At 33.6% G+C, this 18,419-nt stretch carries 20 protein-coding genes; 5 read left to right on the forward strand and 15 right to left on the reverse strand.

Going from position 1 to position 18,419, the window contains the following annotated elements:
- Nucleotides 1-9 precede the first annotated feature (9 nt).
- The 4 genes from mvaD to pta form a co-directional block, all read right to left on the reverse strand.
- Entirely contained in the window at nucleotides 10-993 is a 984-nt protein-coding gene (gene mvaD / locus JG554_RS11205; protein WP_046207279.1) for a diphosphomevalonate decarboxylase, read from the reverse strand.
- 4 nt (nucleotides 994-997) lie between these two features.
- Nucleotides 998-1,921 (reverse strand): mevalonate kinase, encoded by a 924-nt coding sequence (gene mvk / locus JG554_RS11210; RefSeq protein ID WP_064209590.1) that lies wholly within the window; start codon nucleotides 1,919-1,921, stop codon nucleotides 998-1,000.
- Nucleotides 1,922-2,463: 542 nt separating this feature from the next.
- Nucleotides 2,464-3,303, reverse strand: coding sequence for a lipoate--protein ligase family protein (locus JG554_RS11215; protein WP_046207277.1), 840 nt, complete (start codon nucleotides 3,301-3,303; stop codon nucleotides 2,464-2,466).
- Complete coding sequence (pta, locus tag JG554_RS11220; protein ID WP_046207276.1) at nucleotides 3,303-4,289, reverse strand: phosphate acetyltransferase; 987 nt, start codon at nucleotides 4,287-4,289, stop codon at nucleotides 3,303-3,305. The genes JG554_RS11215 and pta overlap by 1 nt, the downstream gene beginning before the upstream one ends.
- Nucleotides 4,290-4,460: 171 nt before the next feature.
- On the opposite strand from pta, the gene hemQ reads away from it, so the two are divergent.
- From hemQ to JG554_RS11235, 3 genes are all read left to right on the forward strand, one after another.
- A complete protein-coding gene (gene hemQ / locus JG554_RS11225) occupies nucleotides 4,461-5,210 on the forward strand; it encodes a hydrogen peroxide-dependent heme synthase (protein ID WP_046207275.1) in 750 nt (249 codons plus the stop codon).
- Nucleotides 5,211-5,951: 741 nt separating this feature from the next.
- Nucleotides 5,952-6,725 carry a threonine/serine exporter family protein gene (locus JG554_RS11230; protein ID WP_046207274.1) on the forward strand — a complete coding sequence of 258 codons (774 nt, stop codon included), beginning with the start codon at nucleotides 5,952-5,954 and terminating at the stop codon, nucleotides 6,723-6,725.
- A gap of 11 nt (nucleotides 6,726-6,736) precedes the next feature.
- Nucleotides 6,737-7,189, forward strand: a complete 453-nt coding sequence (locus JG554_RS11235; RefSeq protein ID WP_046207273.1) for a threonine/serine exporter family protein — start codon at nucleotides 6,737-6,739, stop codon at nucleotides 7,187-7,189.
- Between the two features lie 203 nt (nucleotides 7,190-7,392).
- On the opposite strand, the gene JG554_RS11240 is transcribed toward JG554_RS11235, so the two are convergent.
- From JG554_RS11240 to JG554_RS11255, 4 genes are all read right to left on the reverse strand, one after another.
- The gene (locus tag JG554_RS11240; RefSeq protein ID WP_107360007.1) at nucleotides 7,393-8,883 is read right to left on the reverse strand and encodes an APC family permease; all 1,491 of its coding nucleotides are present in this window, start codon (nucleotides 8,881-8,883) and stop codon (nucleotides 7,393-7,395) included.
- A gap of 63 nt (nucleotides 8,884-8,946) precedes the next feature.
- Nucleotides 8,947-9,309 (reverse strand): DUF423 domain-containing protein, encoded by a 363-nt coding sequence (locus tag JG554_RS11245; protein ID WP_046207271.1) that lies wholly within the window; start codon nucleotides 9,307-9,309, stop codon nucleotides 8,947-8,949.
- Nucleotides 9,310-9,333: 24 nt separating this feature from the next.
- Nucleotides 9,334-9,705, reverse strand: a complete 372-nt coding sequence (locus tag JG554_RS11250) for a DUF5327 family protein (protein WP_064209593.1) — start codon at nucleotides 9,703-9,705, stop codon at nucleotides 9,334-9,336.
- A gap of 5 nt (nucleotides 9,706-9,710) precedes the next feature.
- Nucleotides 9,711-10,376, reverse strand: coding sequence for a uracil-DNA glycosylase (locus JG554_RS11255; protein ID WP_256277550.1), 666 nt, complete (start codon nucleotides 10,374-10,376; stop codon nucleotides 9,711-9,713).
- A gap of 244 nt (nucleotides 10,377-10,620) precedes the next feature.
- Here JG554_RS11255 and thiD point away from each other — a divergent pair, with 244 nt between their 5' ends.
- A complete protein-coding gene (gene thiD, locus JG554_RS11260; protein WP_046207268.1) occupies nucleotides 10,621-11,451 on the forward strand; it encodes a bifunctional hydroxymethylpyrimidine kinase/phosphomethylpyrimidine kinase in 831 nt (276 codons plus the stop codon).
- Nucleotides 11,452-11,533: 82 nt separating this feature from the next.
- Here thiD and isaB read toward each other — a convergent pair whose 3' ends face one another.
- Nucleotides 11,534-12,061, reverse strand: a complete 528-nt coding sequence (isaB, locus tag JG554_RS11265) for an immunodominant staphylococcal antigen IsaB family protein (RefSeq protein ID WP_019468208.1) — start codon at nucleotides 12,059-12,061, stop codon at nucleotides 11,534-11,536.
- A gap of 284 nt (nucleotides 12,062-12,345) precedes the next feature.
- On the opposite strand from isaB, the gene vraX reads away from it, so the two are divergent.
- Nucleotides 12,346-12,516 carry a C1q-binding complement inhibitor VraX gene (vraX, locus tag JG554_RS11270; RefSeq protein WP_019468209.1) on the forward strand — a complete coding sequence of 57 codons (171 nt, stop codon included), beginning with the start codon at nucleotides 12,346-12,348 and terminating at the stop codon, nucleotides 12,514-12,516.
- A 247-nt stretch (nucleotides 12,517-12,763) separates the two neighbouring features.
- Here the strand turns inward: vraX and JG554_RS11275 are convergent, their stop codons facing one another.
- The 6 genes from JG554_RS11275 to JG554_RS11300 form a co-directional block, all read right to left on the reverse strand.
- Complete coding sequence (locus JG554_RS11275) at nucleotides 12,764-13,204, reverse strand: ASCH domain-containing protein (protein WP_107360008.1); 441 nt, start codon at nucleotides 13,202-13,204, stop codon at nucleotides 12,764-12,766.
- A 307-nt stretch (nucleotides 13,205-13,511) separates the two neighbouring features.
- A complete protein-coding gene (locus JG554_RS11280) occupies nucleotides 13,512-14,924 on the reverse strand; it encodes an MFS transporter (protein ID WP_046207266.1) in 1,413 nt (470 codons plus the stop codon).
- Between the two features lie 186 nt (nucleotides 14,925-15,110).
- Nucleotides 15,111-15,377 (reverse strand): hypothetical protein, encoded by a 267-nt coding sequence (locus JG554_RS11285; RefSeq protein ID WP_070038917.1) that lies wholly within the window; start codon nucleotides 15,375-15,377, stop codon nucleotides 15,111-15,113.
- Complete coding sequence (locus tag JG554_RS11290; protein ID WP_046207264.1) at nucleotides 15,358-15,741, reverse strand: hypothetical protein; 384 nt, start codon at nucleotides 15,739-15,741, stop codon at nucleotides 15,358-15,360. Before JG554_RS11290 ends, JG554_RS11285 begins: the two co-directional genes overlap by 20 nt.
- A complete protein-coding gene (locus tag JG554_RS11295) occupies nucleotides 15,713-16,855 on the reverse strand; it encodes a thiolase family protein (RefSeq protein WP_203265305.1) in 1,143 nt (380 codons plus the stop codon). Before JG554_RS11295 ends, JG554_RS11290 begins: the two co-directional genes overlap by 29 nt.
- Nucleotides 16,856-18,223, reverse strand: a complete 1,368-nt coding sequence (locus JG554_RS11300; protein WP_238394765.1) for an AMP-binding protein — start codon at nucleotides 18,221-18,223, stop codon at nucleotides 16,856-16,858.
- Nucleotides 18,224-18,419 lie beyond the last annotated feature (196 nt).

An 18,419-nucleotide genomic window follows, 5' to 3' on the forward strand; every position in this document is an offset into this window, starting at 1 on the left:
ATCTCTTCCTTACTCAATAATTTCAACACCTGTACGTGTAATGTCACTTGCAATAATTTGATCATCATTAAATGATTTTTTCAGTGCATCAATGACTGCCTGTTGATTTTTCTTTTCTACTAAAATTTTAACGTTGGGTCCTGCATCCATTGTGAAATAACAAGGGTAACCAGCTTCGCGACATTGATGTACAATATCCATAGCTAAATAACTATCTTCTACCATATATGTAAAAGGAGGCTGTGAACCTAAATTTGTTGCATGCATCCTCAAGCCATTCTCTTCAATAACTTCTCCTAAATACTTAAAATCTTTGTCTTTAATCGCATGCTTAACTGACGCTATGTCTTCATCTACATGATCTAACCAGTATTGGTAAAAACGAGATGTATCACGCGTATGTGACATACCAGCACGACTAGAAACTTTTTTTGTTTGATTATTGATCACGACAAATATCATTGACAAATCATCTTCCCAGTGATCTGCATCAATCGGGAAACTATATGATGATGCATCATCATGACCTTTTTCCCACTCTACAAAACCGCCATAGATACTTCTAGAAGCTGATCCTGATCCTCTTCGAGCAAGTCTAGATAATGCTTTACCCGTTAATCCAAGTTTTAAAGCTTCATTACATGCTGCTGCTAATGCGGCATAAGCACTTGCTGATGAGGCTAAACCTGCAGCTGTTGGTACGAAATTATCACTTTCGATATGCGCATACATAGATGTTTTACCCAGTTCTCTAACAATATCCATAAAACGACGAATTTTAGTTGCTTCAGCATCATCTACTGTTTGTCCATTTAAAATCAATAAATCTTTAGTATATTGTTCAGAAAAAGTTACTTTAGTCTCTGTATAAAACCGATCTAATGTTACCGACAAGCTATTATTCATTGGAATAATATAGGCTTCATCAGCTTTCCCCCAATATTTAATCAGTGCAATATTTGTATGTGCACGTGCTTTGCCACTACTAACCACCTTACTAACCTCCTAAATATTCAATCCATGTATGATGTGCACCTAACGATTGTGCACTTTCCACAATTTTTTCAGCCGTTTCTAAAGTAGAAGCTAGAACAATCATACTTCCGCCTCTACCTCCTCCAGTTAATTTACCAGCTATAGCACCTTGCTCTTTACTAACCTCTAACAATTGCTCAATTTTTTCATGACTAACAGTGAGTGTTCTTAAATTCTCTTGACACAAATTAAAGACCGTAGCAAGTTGTTCAAAGTTATGGTGTTCGATAGAATCTCGCGCTTCATGTACCAATTTGCCGATATGTTCGACAAAGCTAAGGTATCCACTATCCGCTTTACATAAATTATGTACGTCTTCTACTGCTTGTTTTGTTGAACCACGAATACCAGTGTCTATCACAACCATATACCCATTTAAATCTAAAGGCTTTAATGTAGTAACCTTTCCTTTTTGAAACCAAACTGGCTTGTTAGATACTATGGTTTGTGTATCTATCCCACTGGGTTTGCCATGCGCAATACGTTCTGCCCAATTCGCTTCTTCTATCAAAATCGCATCTGTTAAGGGTTTATTTATATAATCGAAACTCGCACGTACAAATGCGACTGCCATTGCAGCACTTGATCCTAGGCCTCTTGATGGTGGTAAGTTCGTATCTATAGAAACTTTGATGGGTGTTGCAATATCATATTTATCAATAAACCTCGTTATTACTGATTTTAAGTGTTCAGGTGCGTAAACCAATTCACCATCATACACTTCACTTTTAATATAGGAAGACTCTGATGCATTTAAAGACTCAATTAATGCACTCACTCTCCCTGTCGTAAATGGAATCGCAATTGCAGGCTCTCCAAATGTCACCGCGTGCTCACCTATTAAAATCACCTTGCCATTCGCTTCCCCATAACCTTGTTGTGCCATATTTTCAATCACCTTTAGTATTTTCTTTAAATTTAAATAATATATGCTTTGCACCGCGATTTTTATTAATCTCAATTTCATTCCTAGTTATCTTAACATTTCCCGGGAAATTTTGTGTTTAATAGCATTTCGCTATAGTATTCATGCTTTTCATTTTTAATCAAGCAACCATTACGTGCATTTTTACACAACTCAATCGATTTTCACACAAATCAAAGTATATTATCTCACAAATTTCATATATTGGCATACGTCTCGAGACATAGTTTTTTAATTTGTATCAAAATTGAACGAAATGAGCAAAAAGTTAATACCTGCTACTAATTATAAACAATACTTATTTATTATAAAACGCGATGACCTATTATTCAAAAACTTCACTTTATTTTATTAATTTATTTTTGATTTTTAACGTATACTTTCACTATATTACTTATTTAATTACTATAATTCAACAAATTATAGTCATCTTTCCATTATGCAATTATAAATAAAAAGACTAAAAACGAATACATTATATTGTATCGTTTCTAGTCTTTGTCTCATTCGTCCATTTTTTGATTAACTTTAGCATTTCGTTCAATCATCTTGTCAAAATAACCTTCATATCGTTGCCACTCATCATCCGTAATGTCTTCCATCGTCAAATTGGCGCCTAAATCTTTTAACGCATATAGTAACTGGAACATCACATCTTGAACTGTTAATGTTCTGCCTAATAATTGCGATAAAGATGCCATGCATTGAGGGTCAATATCTGGGTATTCAAATTTAGTACGCTCGCCTTGTAATGCGCGTTCATAAAATGCTTTCATCAATGCAGCGCGTTCACTGCCATCGCCTTCTACGCATAGATATACTTGGACAGCTATGCCACCTCGAACACGTCTTTGCGAAATACCGGCAAATTTCTTTCCATTTATACTTAAATCAAATTTACCTGGACAATATGATTGTTCAATCTCATAGGTCTCAATTTCAACATCATCATCTTCAAACATTTTCGACACTAATAAGTACATGACTGAAAATGCTTCATCAATCGTAATATCATGCTTGCCTTTAAAAATAAGTGAAATATTGAGTACACCTTGGTCTAATACAACACCTAGACCACCTGAGTTTCTCACAATCGCATTATACCCTCGTTCTTCAGTTAAATAGCGAATACCATCTTGCAAGTGCGGTAATCTTGAATCATGGATACCTAAAATAATTGTATGTTGATGTATCCAAGTACGTACCACACTGCTTGATAAATCTTTGCCTACACTTTCTGACAAAGTATCGTCAAATGCAAATGACTGCATCGGTGCTAAACCAGAAGAATGATCTACATAACGCCAAGTGGCACTATTAAAGTACTTACTTGCTAAATCCATTATTGTAATGTTTGTGCAGCAGTGATGATTGATAAATTATACACGTCTTCTATTGAACAACCACGAGATAAATCATTTACTGGTGAATTAAGACCTTGTAATACCGGGCCTACCGCATCATAACCACCAAGGCGTTGTGCGATTTTATATCCAATATTACCCGCTTCTAAACTTGGGAAAATAAATACATTTGCATCGCCTTGAATTTGTGCATCCGGTGCCTTTTTCTTAGCAACTTCAGGTACAATTGCTGCATCAAATTGGAATTCTCCATCAATAACCACATCTTTAAGTTGATCAGTTTCAACCTTTTCTTGTGCTAACGCTACCGCATTGGAAACTTTTTCAACATCATCCGATTTTGCAGAACCTTTTGTTGAAAAACTTAACATTGCTACACGTGGAGACATGCCAAAACTTTGAGCAGATTTTGCACTTTCTACCGCAATTTCCGCTAAATCTTGTGCTTCTAATGTAGGATTAATCGCACAATCACCAAAGATATATTGTTCTTCACCTTTGATCATAAAGAATATACCTGATGTTTTAGTTACACCTGGTTTTGTTTTTATAATTTGTAGGGCTGGACGAACGGTATCACCTGTAGAGTGCGCAGCACCACTTACTAAACCTTCAGCTTTACCAGTATATACTAGCATCGTACCAAAGTAATTTACGTCTTTTAACATTTCTTGAGCTTGGGCTTCAGTTGCTTTCCCTTTACGACGTTCAACAAAAGCTGTCACTAACTCTTGTTTCAAATCACTCGTTTCAGGATCGATAATTTCTAAGTTTGAAATATCTAAACCTTTGTCTTTAGCTAACGCATTAACATTTGCTTCATTACCTAATAAAACTGGTGTTACATAATCTGTACTTTGTAATTGTGTTGCCGCAGTTAATACGCGTTCATCTTCTCCTTCAGGTAAAACAATTTTCACATTTTTTCCTGACAATTTCTCTTGTAATACATCTAATAAAGACATATGGGCCTCCTCAAATTTTTAATACTATTATTTTTTCCATTACTATTATACGTCATTTTTTTATAGAATTCCATGTCACCAATTTGTAATCATTTACTTATGTTTTACAGTTACCTTTATGATAGAATTTTCAGTGTAGATATAGAATTATTTATAAAGGAGCGATTCAATATGCCACAAGCGCCAGAAACTTTAGATGGTTGGTATAGTTTACATTTATTATATGCTATAGATTGGGCTAGTTTACGTCTAGTCCCAGAAAATGAACGTCAAACGTTAGTTGAAGAGTTGCAATCATTTTTAGATAAACACAAAGAAGCACGTACGAACCATGTCGGCGATCACGCATTTTATAATATTACTGGTCAAAAAGCAGATATTCTTTTATGGGCATTACGTCCTGAATTAAAAGATTTAAATGCTTTTGAAAATGAATTTAACAAATTGAAAATCACTGACTTTTTAATTCCGACATACTCATATGTTTCGATTATTGAACTCGGCAATTATTTAGCAGGAAAATCTGACGAAGATCCATACGAAAATCCACATATCAAACCAAGATTATATCCAGAATTACCTCAATCCGAATATATTTGTTTCTATCCTATGGACAAACGTCGTAATGAAACTTATAACTGGTATATGTTGCCATTAGAAGAAAGACAAGAACTAATGTACAATCACGGTAAAATCGGTCGTCAATATGCTGGTAAAATCAAACAATTTATCACAGGCTCTATGGGCTTTGATGATTTCGAATGGGGTGTCACGCTATTTGCAGATGACCCACTTCAATTTAAAAAAATTGTTTCTGAAATGAGATTTGACGAAACGACGGCACGTTACGGTGATTTCGGCAGTTTCTATGTGGGTAACATTATCACCAAAGATAGTTTACCAACACTTTTTGAAATATAATTTATCACTATATTTTAACTAATGTTGTTTTTAATACAAATTACAATCTTTCTTGTTTTAGAGTATAATTTTATTTTTTATAAACTATGATCAACCCCTTCATTTAATAATGGAGGGGCTTTTTATATATCATTTTTTGCATTCATATATAACTACAATTACGTCTCAAACGTATATATTTTAGACGCACTGCCATTTATATTTTGCACTTTTAGGTACAATCACAATAAATCATTCAATACCTATGTTTGAATTTGACTACTAAATCTCAAAAGATAGCTATTGTCATAAGTTACATGTATTAGTCGCTCTTGCTTTCTACTTCGTTTGATTCGGTTCGCATGCTCCTCGCATGCATAAGTCGCTCTAACTTTCTACTTCGTAGAAAGTAGAGCGACTAAAAAAGGCACACTTGAAATAAAACAAGTGTGCCTGTCTGAATGTAGTGTGTTTGGGAGAACTTTAATCACTACTTAATTTAAGGGTCAACTGTTAAATATTGTCGCTACTCAATATTTTGTAACAGTCAACTAATACTATTTTAACCTATTTGAAATATTTGAAACATATTTGCATTACTAAAGTTGTATAAAACTCATTTTTTTAAAACACAATATGTGTCTTTTTACCTAACATATCATTTGAATAAAGTGTTACAATAAAAAATATTAACTTACTTATATATCCCATGAAAATACAGTTACGAATAGTTTAGTTAAATAAAATATAATTGGTGATTAAATGACAAGAAATGTTCAATACTCAGAAAATTATGAAGAAAAAATAGCAAAAGATGTCATAATCCTCGCTGGCAGAATCTTACTTGAGTCTGGGGCAGAAGGTTCGCGTGTAGAAGATACAATGACGCGTATTGCTTTCACGTTAGGTTATACAGAAAGTAATAGTTTTGTTACAAATACAGTCATTAATTTTATGTTACATAATGAATCTTATCCAAGGATTTATAGAATACGAACTAGAGACACCAATCTACATCGTATATCAAGAACCAATCGCGTTTCTAGACAACTTTCCGAGGGGACGCTATCAGTTGAAGATGCATATCAAGAATTACAAAAAATATATCATGAACAGAGCATTAATCATGATTTATTTTTTAAATTTATTGCCGCTGCGATTATCTCAATCAGTTTTCTATATTTACAAGGTGGTTATTTAGTGGATGTATTCACTGCACTCGTTGCAGGTGCTTTAGGGTATCTAGTTGTAGAACTTTTGAATAGAAATTTACACACTAAATTCATTCCAGAATTTATGGGGGCTCTCGTTATTGGAGCAGTGGCAGTGTTTGGAAATGCCATCATACAAGGTGGCTCTATTTCAACAATTATTATATCAGCTGTGATGCCAATCGTACCTGGTGTTTTAATTACAAATGCAATTCAAGATTTATTTAGCGGGCACATGTTAATGTTTACTACTAAATCATTAGAAGCACTAGTAACTGCCTTTGGTATTGGTGCAGGTGTCGGTACAATACTTATTATTTCTTAGGAGCAATGCTTATGTTTTGGATTTTAAATTTAATATTTAGTTATACCGCTTCACTCTTCTTCGGTATTATATTTGATGTTCCAAAATATTTATATAATGCTGTTGGAATTGTTGGTGCATGTGGTTGGATGGTTTATACATTGTTTTATGATGGTCTTGAACTTCATACAATTTATTCAAGCTTCTTTGGAAGTCTAGCATTGGGTTTACTTAGTCATGTAATGGCTCGCTATAAAAAAGAACCAGTGATTCTATTTATGGTACCAGGTATTATACCATTGGTGCCTGGAGGATTAGCCTTTGACGCTACTAAAAATCTTATTTTGTTAGACTTTAGTAAAGCTATTAACACGATGCTAGAAGTAACGCTAATTGCCGGCGCAATCGCTTTAGGCTTATTATTTGCTGATCAAATATCTAAACTCATCGTTTCTGGCACAAAATTTAGCAAAAAACACATATGAGCATTGAACATAAAAAATCTGAGGATCTTTAAAGTCCTCAGATTTTTTTATATTAGACATCATTATTTGATTTTAAAAACTCCTATCAATATGAACTTAAAGTCCACTGCTATTGATAGGAGTCGTTTCATATTCAAAATTTTTCAGAAAATCCGTTTCCAATAATTTATATGTTTATTTCATAAATAATCAATGATTAACTTCTATTTATGTGTTTGGTTCGTCACTTTATTCTCATTAATCAGATTCACTACTTCATCTTCAGAACGATTTAATATCAATTTACTTAGTTTATCATTATCCATTTGTTTTAATTTAGGATAACGAATTACGAAAAAGATTAATCCTATAATTAACCAACCAAATAATGCAATATAAGATGGCATTGATAGTCCAGCTGGTGAAACAGGAATTAATAATAGTAATAAGAAAACAAATGATACTACTGTACCTATAATCGCAAATGTCTTATATACCGGACCATAAGTGTTACTTGTTTTGTCATAGCTAAATAAACGCGCTGCTGATAAACATGTAATAAAGTAAGCGATTGAAACACCTGTAGATGACATATCAACGATCCATGTCAATGCTGTACGACCTAACCAAGGTGCAATCAATGTGATAGCTACAAGGAATATGATTGCGACATATGGTGTTTTATATTTATTATGCAGTTTACTAAATACTGAAGGCATAATACCTGAACGTCCCATTGAGAATAATAGGCGACTTGAACTCATTAAAAATCCATTTAAACCAGTAAAAATACCCATGATAATAGCAATCGCTAAAATTGCTAAACCTATATAGCCGAATGCACCACTCGTGACGGCACCTGTTAACCATAATTGCCCGTTCAAACTCGTTTCTGAGCTACTTAGCCAGCCTGTATATAAAATCATTAACACATATGTGAATGCTGCTGCTAACAAACTATACACAATCAGTTTAAACGTTTTATTTGGAGAAAAATCAAATTCTTCGGCAGTTTGTGGGATATTATCAAAACCTACATAAGCCCACGGTGCTACTGCAACTATCGTTACAATTGATGTAAGCCAGCCTTTTTCTTTGTTCGCTAATGGTTGTAAATTTTCCAATGAAAAATTATTACCAAAGAACGAGCCGAAAAATAGCAGTAAGATTGTAATGACCATTGCCACACAGAAATAAAATTGTAGTGACCCTGAAACACTCGTGCCCTTAATAGCAATAAACATAAATACAATCAATAACAATGATGCAATTAATATTTCGGTAATATAAACATCCCATCCTGCGATGGTATATAATTTACCTGTTTCTAAAACATCAGGTAATAAAAATTTAATTAATAAACTGAATGCAGTTGCGTTTAAGGCTACTACACAAATATAACCAAAAGTTAAAAACCAAGATGAGAAAAAACTTACGTATCTACCAAAACCTAAAAAGCTAAACGCAAAAGCCCCACCAGAAACTGGGAAGCGTTCAACAAGTGCGCCGTAGCTTACCGCAATTAAAATCATTAATAATGCGCCAATGACAATACCTATAGCTGCTGGAATAGGTCCAGATTGACCAATCCAATCACCAGGTAAAATAAATGCACCCCAGCCGATACATGAACCATAGGCAATTGCCCAAACAAATTTCTCAGACAAGTTTTGTTTTAAATCTCCTCTATCTACTTTCCTATCATTTTTTCCCATAAATAAAATTCACCTCATGGGATGTATTATACCCCTAAGATGAATTCTATAACAATTATAAATTTATAATTTAATCGTACCAATCACTAACATTAACCAACCTATAATAAATAAAATACCTCCAATTGGTGTAATTGCTCCAAGTATACGAATTTGAGTTAATGCTAAAATATATAGCGAACCACTGAAAAATACAATACCTAAGAATAATAGCCATCCTGCCCAATTCACATTAATTGACGTTGTACCACTTATAATTCCAATTAATAGTAAACCAAGGCCGTGATACATTTGATAAGTAGTTGCTTTTTCCCATACGGATAAATATTTATCCGATAACTTACCTTCCAAACCATGCGCGCCAAATGCACCAGTACCAACAGCCATTAAAGCATTTAAAGCACCGAGAATAATAAATAATTTCATAAAAATTAACCTCTCTTTCTTGAATTAAAAATCAAATATTGAATCTCCATTACCAATTTCATCATCTGTTACCAATTTATTAGCATTTAGTGAAGTATTAGCATTTGCAAATTTTGTCGATGAGGCAGGTACTTTTCCGCCCATTGCTTGAATTTCTTCTGCTGAGATGCCTTGCTTCTTACTTGCAGCAGTTTGTTCTACATTTCGAGATGATTTGAATGAATCAGACACTGAATACGTATTATCTTTAAAATGATGTTTGTTATTTGAACTATTTACGAGTGACGTTAGTGTATGAATGGCATAGATATGCTTTTCAAATTCTGCATCATTTTTAGCTTCATCTGCTTGAACTAGTTCTTGCTCAATAAGTTGAATAATTTTCTCTTTTTCCATTTATTTTACAACCCACTTTCACACCAGTTTATAGGTTCAATACCATTTTTTTGTAAATATGCATTTGTTAATGAATACGGTTTTGAACCGAAAAATCCGCGATATGCAGATAATGGGCTTGGATGTGGCGATTTAATAATATGATGTTTCGCTGTGTCAATCAGTTTTATTTTTTGTTGTGCAGGCTTACCCCACAATATAAACACAACATTGCTCAAATTTTCTGAAACTGTTTTAATGACTTCATCCGTAAAAGTTTCCCACCCTATGTCTCTGTGAGAATGCGCTTCTCCTTGTCGGACTGTCAAAACAGTATTTAATAATAAAACGCCTTCTCTTGCCCAATCTTGTAAATGTGGTGATTTTCTTACACAACCGATATCGTCTTCAAGTTCTTTATACATGTTTCTTAATGAAGGCGGAAATTTAGCATTCGGTTGCACAGAAAATGCTAAACCGTGTGCTTGATTTGGTCCGTGATAAGGATCTTGACCTAAGATAACAACTTTCACTTTTTCAAAAGGCGTTAAATCAAAAGCCTGATAAATATTTTCCCTATCTGGATATACTATCTTTGTCGTATATTCATTTTCTAAAAAATTATGCATTTCAGTAAAATCATGTTCTGTAGTAATTTTATGAAAAACATCCGACCATTCCATATCGCTCACCTCGATTAATATAGTAACATAAAGCACTACTTGCTCGCTCGTGTGATTAGTAGTACTCACTTTATCATAAACACAATTATAATGAATATATTTTATTTCATTTTAATATGTATCAGTAATAGAATCAAAAGGATATACTAATTTATTCATCATTGTAACCTTATTACATTGTAAACGTCATGATTTAGAATAGTCGACAAACGTGGTATGATATATATAAAAGCATATTTAGGAGTGAAAATTAATGGCATTGAAAAAAACTTTAACCATTGCTGGTTCAGATACAAGTGCTGGCGCAGGCATGCAAGCAGATTTAAAAACATTCCAAGAGTTAGGAACATACGGTATTGTTGCATTAACATCAATTGTAACAATGGATAAAGAATCTTGGTCTCATGATGTTACGCCAATTCCATTCGATGTTTTTGAAAAACAATTAGAAACAGCTATATCAATCGGTCCGGATGCAGTGAAGACGGGCATGCTAGGGACACAAGAAATTATCAAACGTGCCGGCGAAGCATATGTTGAATCTGGTGCGAACTACTTTGTAGTAGATCCAGTTATGGTATGCAAAGGAGAAAATGAAGTTTTAAATCCTGGCAATACTGATGCAATGATTGAATATTTGTTACCAAAAGCTACAGTCGTAACACCGAATTTATTCGAAGCTGGTCAACTTGCAAACCTCGGCACTTTAAAATCAATAGACGATATGAAAAAAGCTGCTGATATCATTCATCAACAAGGTGCACAACACGTTATAATTAAAGGTGGTAAAGCGTTAGATCAAGATAAATCTTATGACTTATACTATGATGGGGAAAACTACTATCAACTAACTACTGATATGTTCCAACAAAGTTATAATCACGGCGCTGGTTGTACATTTGCCGCAGCAACTACTGCATATTTAGCAAAAGGCAAATCTCCAAAAGAAGCCGTCATCGCTGCTAAAGCATTTGTTGCATCTGCAATTAAAAACGGTTGGAAAATGAACGACTTCGTCGGTCCTGTTGACCACGGTGCCTATAATCGTATAGAACACATTGATGTCGAAGTTACAGAAGTTTAATCAAATATAAACTAAGCGCACGTCCATTTCTGATGATGAACGTGCGCCTTTTTTAAGTTGATTTACTCATTTATGTTTTTATTTAACCACCGTATCCGCCATACCCAATATTCACTTCATTGACTTGGCCATCTTTCATTTCAAAGAAAACGGTTGGCCCATTATTTTGAGATTGATATGCGTATACACCTGTACCTTTAGGTTGTTTATCTGGTGTTTTAATCTTACTTAAATCTTTTCCATAAGCATCTTTGACTTGCTCATAAGTTAAGTTCCCTTTTATAGAAAAATTAACGTTACTTGCTATATTATCATCTTTTGAATAGTCTGAGAAAGTTTGGTCATATTTCTGAGTTGTCTTGCCACCCTCTACTGTTCTTGCACTTACATTCACGCCATTAAAAGTAACCTTGCCATATTTGATTCCATTTTTAAATTGTTCATTTAATAAAAAGCTAGGGTCGTTACCAGCATTTCCTTCATATTGATAATAAGGTGTTGTTGCTGCTTGTGCTTCGCTATGTGATACGCCTTCATCAGAAACGCTTATGCCTAATGTAGTTCCAAATACAATGCTTCCAGCTACAAAAGTCTTTGCAATCTTATTCATTCTGTATCACTCCATTTAAAATTTTGGAATCGCATTACGATTCGATTACAATGTTACATAAATGTTTCAAAAAGTGCAAATATAAACCAAATAAACAATATATTATTTTTGTTTTTTAATAGTATAAGCATTTAAGTGATAGTATTAATACAACAAAAATTGAAATAAAGTATTTTATGATTATACGACGTTCGACTGATAAAAAGTTGATACTGTAGACTCATGTATTTCGCATACATATCTATTATTATAATAAGTGTAGAGAGACAAGGAGGTATGACATCATGATTATCTACGAACAATCTTTTGAGAATGGTAACCCTATCTATGAAATTATCACCAAGACGTTCAAAACGATTTCTGTTAAATGCGATGAAAATTTCAGCAAGAATGAATTATATACGTTACTCTCTCTACTTGAAAGTGATGTTGATAACTTAAATGTAAGTTATTAGCTACACTTCAATACATCGATGAAAAAACAGAAGCATAAGTTCCAAGACTAAAATTAGAAGAAACAGAACAAAGAATTCCCCTTTAGAAATATGCGCCATGTATATGTAACTGTCCCATTATATATACATGGTATAACACATCCCTTATAAACACTCACCCTAAGTGGTACATAGTTAGGCAAAGATTGTCCCCTTTGTTTGCTTGGAGAGCACACTCGAAGCGATCCTAACTTATGTACCACTTTACTTATTTATATAAAACTTTAAATTCCTCAAACACTACAATAGTAGATTCGTTAAATGCCAATCCTAGAGATGCATAGTAAGGTTCAAAGAAATCAATATGTGCTTTACGCCAGTAAGCTAGTGACTTATCGCCTTCACCTTCTAAATAAGCGTGATGTGCAGAGACAGCATTAAAAGTTGTTTGATATACATGTGTTGTTTCAATCACACATTGTGGTTCCCCTTTTTTATTTAAAATCACGCTCACATCTCCCACTTGAGGTAGTGGTTCACCATCAACTTGATAAGTTTCGTAACCACTTGTCGTAGCCGTTTTTTCACCTTGTTTTACTAATTCTGCTAATGTATCCTCATCTACACCAAATGACCACGCTTCATATGTTTTGCCCTTATAAGATGGAAATAATTGTACAAATTTCTCCCAATATTGTTCTACTGTCATCATTTTCCCTCCCAAACTATGTATGTCCTTTTCCTTCTTAAACATAACATAAATAAATGATATAACCATTGCTATCCTATGTTATTCTACTACCAAAATGAGGCAATACACTAAAATATAAATATCTAGATTATTGCAAGAAATCTATTCTTTCTTGCAATAATAGTGAAATTTACTAAAAAAATAGGTACTCACTTCCTAACTCTAAAAGGAAATGAATAACCTATTTTTAAATTTCTACTATTCCGTTTTAGTATCGATAGCTAGCATACTTTTTTCTTAATAGTCATTTGTAATGTCATTCGGCTTATACGCGTTTATCGTCTGCCCACCATAAAGCTTTCTCAGGATTTTCCGTATAATAATCATATTCTTCATCGCTTTGAACATTTGGATATGAACCTTTAAGCGATTTACCTGCTGTGCTGACATGTAACAATGAAATAACGATAATCCCTATGACGCTCATTGCCGCTAAGTAATAAGCTGGTGAAAGCGGATCTCCTGTTTTCGCAACCAATGAAGAAGCAATTAACGGTGTTGTTCCACCAAATAATGATACTGACACATTAAATGTTACCGCCAATGTTCGATAACGGATATGCGTATAAAACATCGTTGGTAATGAACCTGGCATCGTTGCTTCATAAGTAGACAAGAAAAATCCTAACGTAAATATACCTACAATTATTAAAACCAACGAACCTGATTGGAATAACGCAAATGCCACAGTACTAAAGATAGCTGTGCCACATAGCCCGATTAAAAAGACTTTTTTCTCTCCGATGCGATCTGCAACTCTACCAAACATTAATGCCAATGGAATCATTACTGCCATGACAACCGTGATAAGTACAGAAACCGTTGTGCTATCTAATTTAATTATTTGTTGTAAATAAGATGGCATATATGAAGTTACCATATAATTAGTACAATTAAAGAATGCTACAGCTACAAAACATACAATAATATCTTTGTAGTAATATCGAACAATTGTGAAAAATCCGATGTTATCTCGTTTAGGTTGTGTAGCTATTTCATTTTCAAATACTGGAGATTCCTCTAATTTTCTTCTTAAATAAAAACCAAATATACCTAAAAATAGACCCAAAATAAATGGTATTCTCCATCCCCATGTAGCCATTTGTTCCTCATTTAAAAAGAAAAATAGTAAGCCACTGATTACTGATGCGGCGATATAACCTGATAATGTACCAATTTCCAAACCTGAACCTAGACCATTTCTAGATTTATCTGGTGAGGATTCAGCAACATAAACCATCGCACCTGCATACTCTCCACCAGTTGAAAACCCTTGAAGCACTCTACCTAATAATAGTAAAATTGGCGCCCATACACCTATTTGATCATATGTAGGTAATAAACCAATTAACAAAGTTGAAAATGCCATCATGATAATGGTTGTCGTTAAAACGACTTTCCTACCAAATTTATCACCAATAATACCAAAAATAATGCCACCTACTGGTCTTAATAAAAATGCAATTGCAAATGTGGCAAATGTAAATATCGTTTTTAACTGGTCATTTTCTACCGAACTAAAAAAGTTTTGCCCCAATATAACTGCTAGGTAAGAATATAACCCGAAATCGAACCATTCCATCGCATTACCAATACCGGTTGCAAATACAGTTTTTTTCGCAGTTCTAGGATTCACCTTATTAATATTACTTTTATCAAAATCTTGTTCATAATCCACGATTTAAGTCACTCCCTTAACATGTTTACTTATTATACTGAGTTCGGAGTGTATGTCAAACTGTTTCAAATTTTTTAAATTCTATTTTTTAATTTTTATACAAAAATTGTAGTTGTTTTTAAATATGGAAAAATTCATTTTATTTTTAAGTTTGTTATCTAGTTAAGGACAATTTTCAATGATTACTTATTTATTTTTCAAAATAGTAACTTTAACTTTATCATAATTATTTTTCACGATTAATTTATTATTGCTTTCAAAATCAAAATGAAGAAATTCATATGTATCAACTGGTTCAACATAATTAATTTTATAATTTTTCCAATTCAATTCATTGTATATCAATGCAATTTGTACAATCATTTGTCCTGGTACAATATGTTGATGCAAAGGATTCTCATCTTTGACAAGTCTCAAATATCGTTCTACATCGTTAGGTAATATCTGTATCATTTTTCACCTTCTCTAAAAACGTTTGCTTAATATATATACATTTAGTCAGATTTTTATTTATTTTCATTTCAAAGCTATATTTGATAAATTGACGAATCCTTTTTTGTTCGATTAATGTTAATTGCACTTGATATATGACATCAATTGCTAAGGGATGATATTGTTCAATTTCTGTTGATTTTAATAGTAACTTACTAGAAATAAACGGTTTGAACAATTCAAATTCGGGCCACAGGCTTGCACAATAAAGTGGTGAAACATCAACGCTATTCGTTTGTGCAAACAATTGATTATAAGCTTCTACATCTTTTTTTGGGAATATCATTTCTCGTTGTTCATGACCATCTTTCAAATAATGTGGCATTGCCCATACCTCCTCCAATACCCATAGTTGCAATTGTCCTATGTTTATTTTCCATATAGAATAGCCGTGTAACAAGTGCAGCACCACTTGCGCCATAAGGATGTCCAGTAGCTATCGCGCCACCATAAATATTTAATTTTTCAGCTGGTACGTTTAAAGCTTGTTGGCTTGCTAACACTTGTGATGCAAAAGCTTCATTTAATTCTATAGCATCGATATCATTTAAAGACAATTGCTGTTTTGCTAATAGTTTTTCTATAGCAGGCACAGGACCAATACCAAGTATATTTGGGTCTACACCTATAGTTACTTGGTCAATGAATGATAATCCACTGTGTATGCCATATGCTTTAGCAAGTGTTTTTTCCATGACAAGTAGTAGTACGGCACCGTCATTTTTCATACAACAATTGCCAGCAGTAATGCTCCCGTTTGGTAATAATGGCTTTAATCGATTTAGCGTTTGTTGCGTTAATTTAGGTTTAATACTTTCATCTTGTTGAAATGTTTCTCCTTTAATCATCAGTGGCGTTATCTCTTGAGTAATCTTACGATGGTTGTATGCATCAAGCGTTTTTTGATGACTGTGCCATGCGAATTCATCTTGTTCAAATCTTGATATACCATATCTTTCTGCAACATTTTCAGCTGCTTGTATCATAGATGGATCTTGGCCTTGAGGTGCAAATGATGCTCTTTCATAAAATTCTGGTAAATGTGTGTCATATACAGATTGTGGCCGCTTAATCTTCCAGGGTGCTCTGCTTGTACTTTCCACGCCACCTGCAATGTATATTGATCCTGCACCTGCTTGTATCATGCGACAGGCTTGATTTACAGCCTCTAATCCCGAACCACATTGGCGATCAACCGTCACACCTGGCACTTGTTGATTTAATCCAGCTTCTAAAAGTGCCTTTCGCGCAATATTACCTCCATTTCCGATAACATTACCTAAAATCACGTCATCTATATTATTAACAATTGCAGGGAAGTTATTTTTCAAATAATTGAATAGTGGCTGTAATAATAATTCAGGTTCTAAATGTCTCAATTTCCCACCATACTTCCCAAATGCTGTACGTTTCGCTGCTATAATTACCGCTTCATTCATTTATAATTCTCCTTTTAAATAGCATTGTTTCATACGTTCGCGCGCAATCTTTCCACTTGAGGTATAGACCATTCGCTTTACTTTAACTAGTTTCGATGGTATTTGGTAACGCGCTACATGATGTTTCATAATTTTTCTAAAATCGTTATAACGAACTGTATCATCACCGGTATATAGTAATACGGCAATTTCTCCAAATTTAGAATGTTTTTCACTGATAACAACTACTTCTTTGAATAAATTAATGGATTTTGCATGCTGTTCAATTTCAAACGGATAAACATTACGTCCACCAATAATCATACGATCATGCTTTCTACCATGTAAAAATAAATGTGCATGCGCGTCACATGATGCAAAATCTCCTGTTTCAATCCAACTATCATCGCTGACATCTTCATCAACATAACCACCAAATGACATATCACTTCTTATCTTTAGTAGGCCTATACCTGATACGTCAGGCTGTTCAATATTCACGTGCACGTTGTGAAACAATTTGCCAACAGATTCTAGTGGTGCACTATTATTGAAGTTATAACTAATAAAGCTAGCTTCTGATGTCCCAAAGAACTCAATTAGATCACTTTTAGGGAAACATTGTTGAATACGTTGACGAATATGTAAGCCAAGTTTATCCCCAGTACTTAAAATATAATGTTTTCCTTCTATTAAAATTTGAGTTGCAACGCAAGCTTGTATCATTGTTGGCACCATAAAACACGCTGTATTTACTTTTTGGTGTTGGATTGTCTGCATTAAACGCTTGGCTTCAAAATATCGCTGTCCAATAAATGTTCTACCTGTATATAATGCATAAATACATGCATATAACGATAAAGAATGCGACAACGGACCCGGAGCAACAACTGTATTTATCATTCTGTCAAATAATTGATCATTTTTGGAAAATGACTTAATCCAAGATAACTTTCCCCTATAATATGCTTTAGGTAAGCCTGTCGTTCCAGATGTAAAAGCGATATGTAACAAATCGTCATCGTCCTTGAAATTATCTTTTTGGGTCACATTATGTATACTTAAATCCTCTTCTTCCATAAGATATTGAACACCGTATTTTTCGACTAAATTGAAGGTTTGCACGCTCGACCATCTATCATCAAAAATACATGGTACACACTCACTTTTTAACAATGCTAAATAAATAATCATTGCCTTCTGCGGATGTCGTGTGACCAATCCTACAATGCTATGTTTAGGTATATTAGAAAATAAGTCACTTTTGTTATTTAATTCTTTAATTAATTCATCATATGTTAATGCTTGTTCATCAAAGCGCAAAGCAACTTGATGCGGTTGTTTCTTAGCGTGATTTTCTATTTTTTCTAAAATTTCCAAATGCAACACCCCTTTGTTAACTTTTATACAAAATATATTAACATTTAGGGCATAGAATAATATAATGAAAACATTTGGTGTCCAATGCCATAAAATCCCCAAATTTTTAATTCAAATTGAGTCATTTTGAATCTTGTTTTCCTTAAAATACAAAAAATGGCACAATTCGTGGTGAATTATCCCAATTTTAAGCATATAAAGCTAT

Source organism: Staphylococcus sp. 11-B-312 (assembly GCF_016743055.1).
Classification (GTDB): Bacteria; Bacillota; Bacilli; order Staphylococcales; family Staphylococcaceae; genus Staphylococcus; species Staphylococcus ureilyticus.

Bases quoted from the DNA above. Each gene is read 5' to 3' on its own strand.
- thiD (WP_046207268.1), top strand. From the start codon at position 10,621: ATGGCATTGAAAAAAACTTTAACCATTGCTGGTTCAGATACAAGTGCT.
- hemQ (WP_046207275.1), top strand. From the start codon at position 4,461: ATGCCACAAGCGCCAGAAACTTTAGATGGTTGGTATAGTTTACATTTA.
- JG554_RS11290 (WP_046207264.1), bottom strand. From the start codon at position 15,741: ATGCCACATTATTTGAAAGATGGTCATGAACAACGAGAAATGATATTC.
- vraX (WP_019468209.1), top strand. From the start codon at position 12,346: ATGATTATCTACGAACAATCTTTTGAGAATGGTAACCCTATCTATGAA.
- JG554_RS11240 (WP_107360007.1), bottom strand. From the start codon at position 8,883: ATGGGAAAAAATGATAGGAAAGTAGATAGAGGAGATTTAAAACAAAAC.
- isaB (WP_019468208.1), bottom strand. From the start codon at position 12,061: ATGAATAAGATTGCAAAGACTTTTGTAGCTGGAAGCATTGTATTTGGA.
- JG554_RS11285 (WP_070038917.1), bottom strand. From the start codon at position 15,377: ATGATACAGATATTACCTAACGATGTAGAACGATATTTGAGACTTGTC.
- pta (WP_046207276.1), bottom strand. From the start codon at position 4,289: ATGTCTTTATTAGATGTATTACAAGAGAAATTGTCAGGAAAAAATGTG.
- JG554_RS11295 (WP_203265305.1), bottom strand. From the start codon at position 16,855: ATGAATGAAGCGGTAATTATAGCAGCGAAACGTACAGCATTTGGGAAG.
- mvk (WP_064209590.1), bottom strand. From the start codon at position 1,921: ATGGCACAACAAGGTTATGGGGAAGCGAATGGCAAGGTGATTTTAATA.
- JG554_RS11275 (WP_107360008.1), bottom strand. From the start codon at position 13,204: ATGACAGTAGAACAATATTGGGAGAAATTTGTACAATTATTTCCATCT.
- JG554_RS11230 (WP_046207274.1), top strand. From the start codon at position 5,952: ATGACAAGAAATGTTCAATACTCAGAAAATTATGAAGAAAAAATAGCA.
- JG554_RS11250 (WP_064209593.1), bottom strand. From the start codon at position 9,705: ATGGAAAAAGAGAAAATTATTCAACTTATTGAGCAAGAACTAGTTCAA.
- JG554_RS11245 (WP_046207271.1), bottom strand. From the start codon at position 9,309: ATGAAATTATTTATTATTCTCGGTGCTTTAAATGCTTTAATGGCTGTT.
- JG554_RS11235 (WP_046207273.1), top strand. From the start codon at position 6,737: ATGTTTTGGATTTTAAATTTAATATTTAGTTATACCGCTTCACTCTTC.
- JG554_RS11215 (WP_046207277.1), bottom strand. From the start codon at position 3,303: ATGGATTTAGCAAGTAAGTACTTTAATAGTGCCACTTGGCGTTATGTA.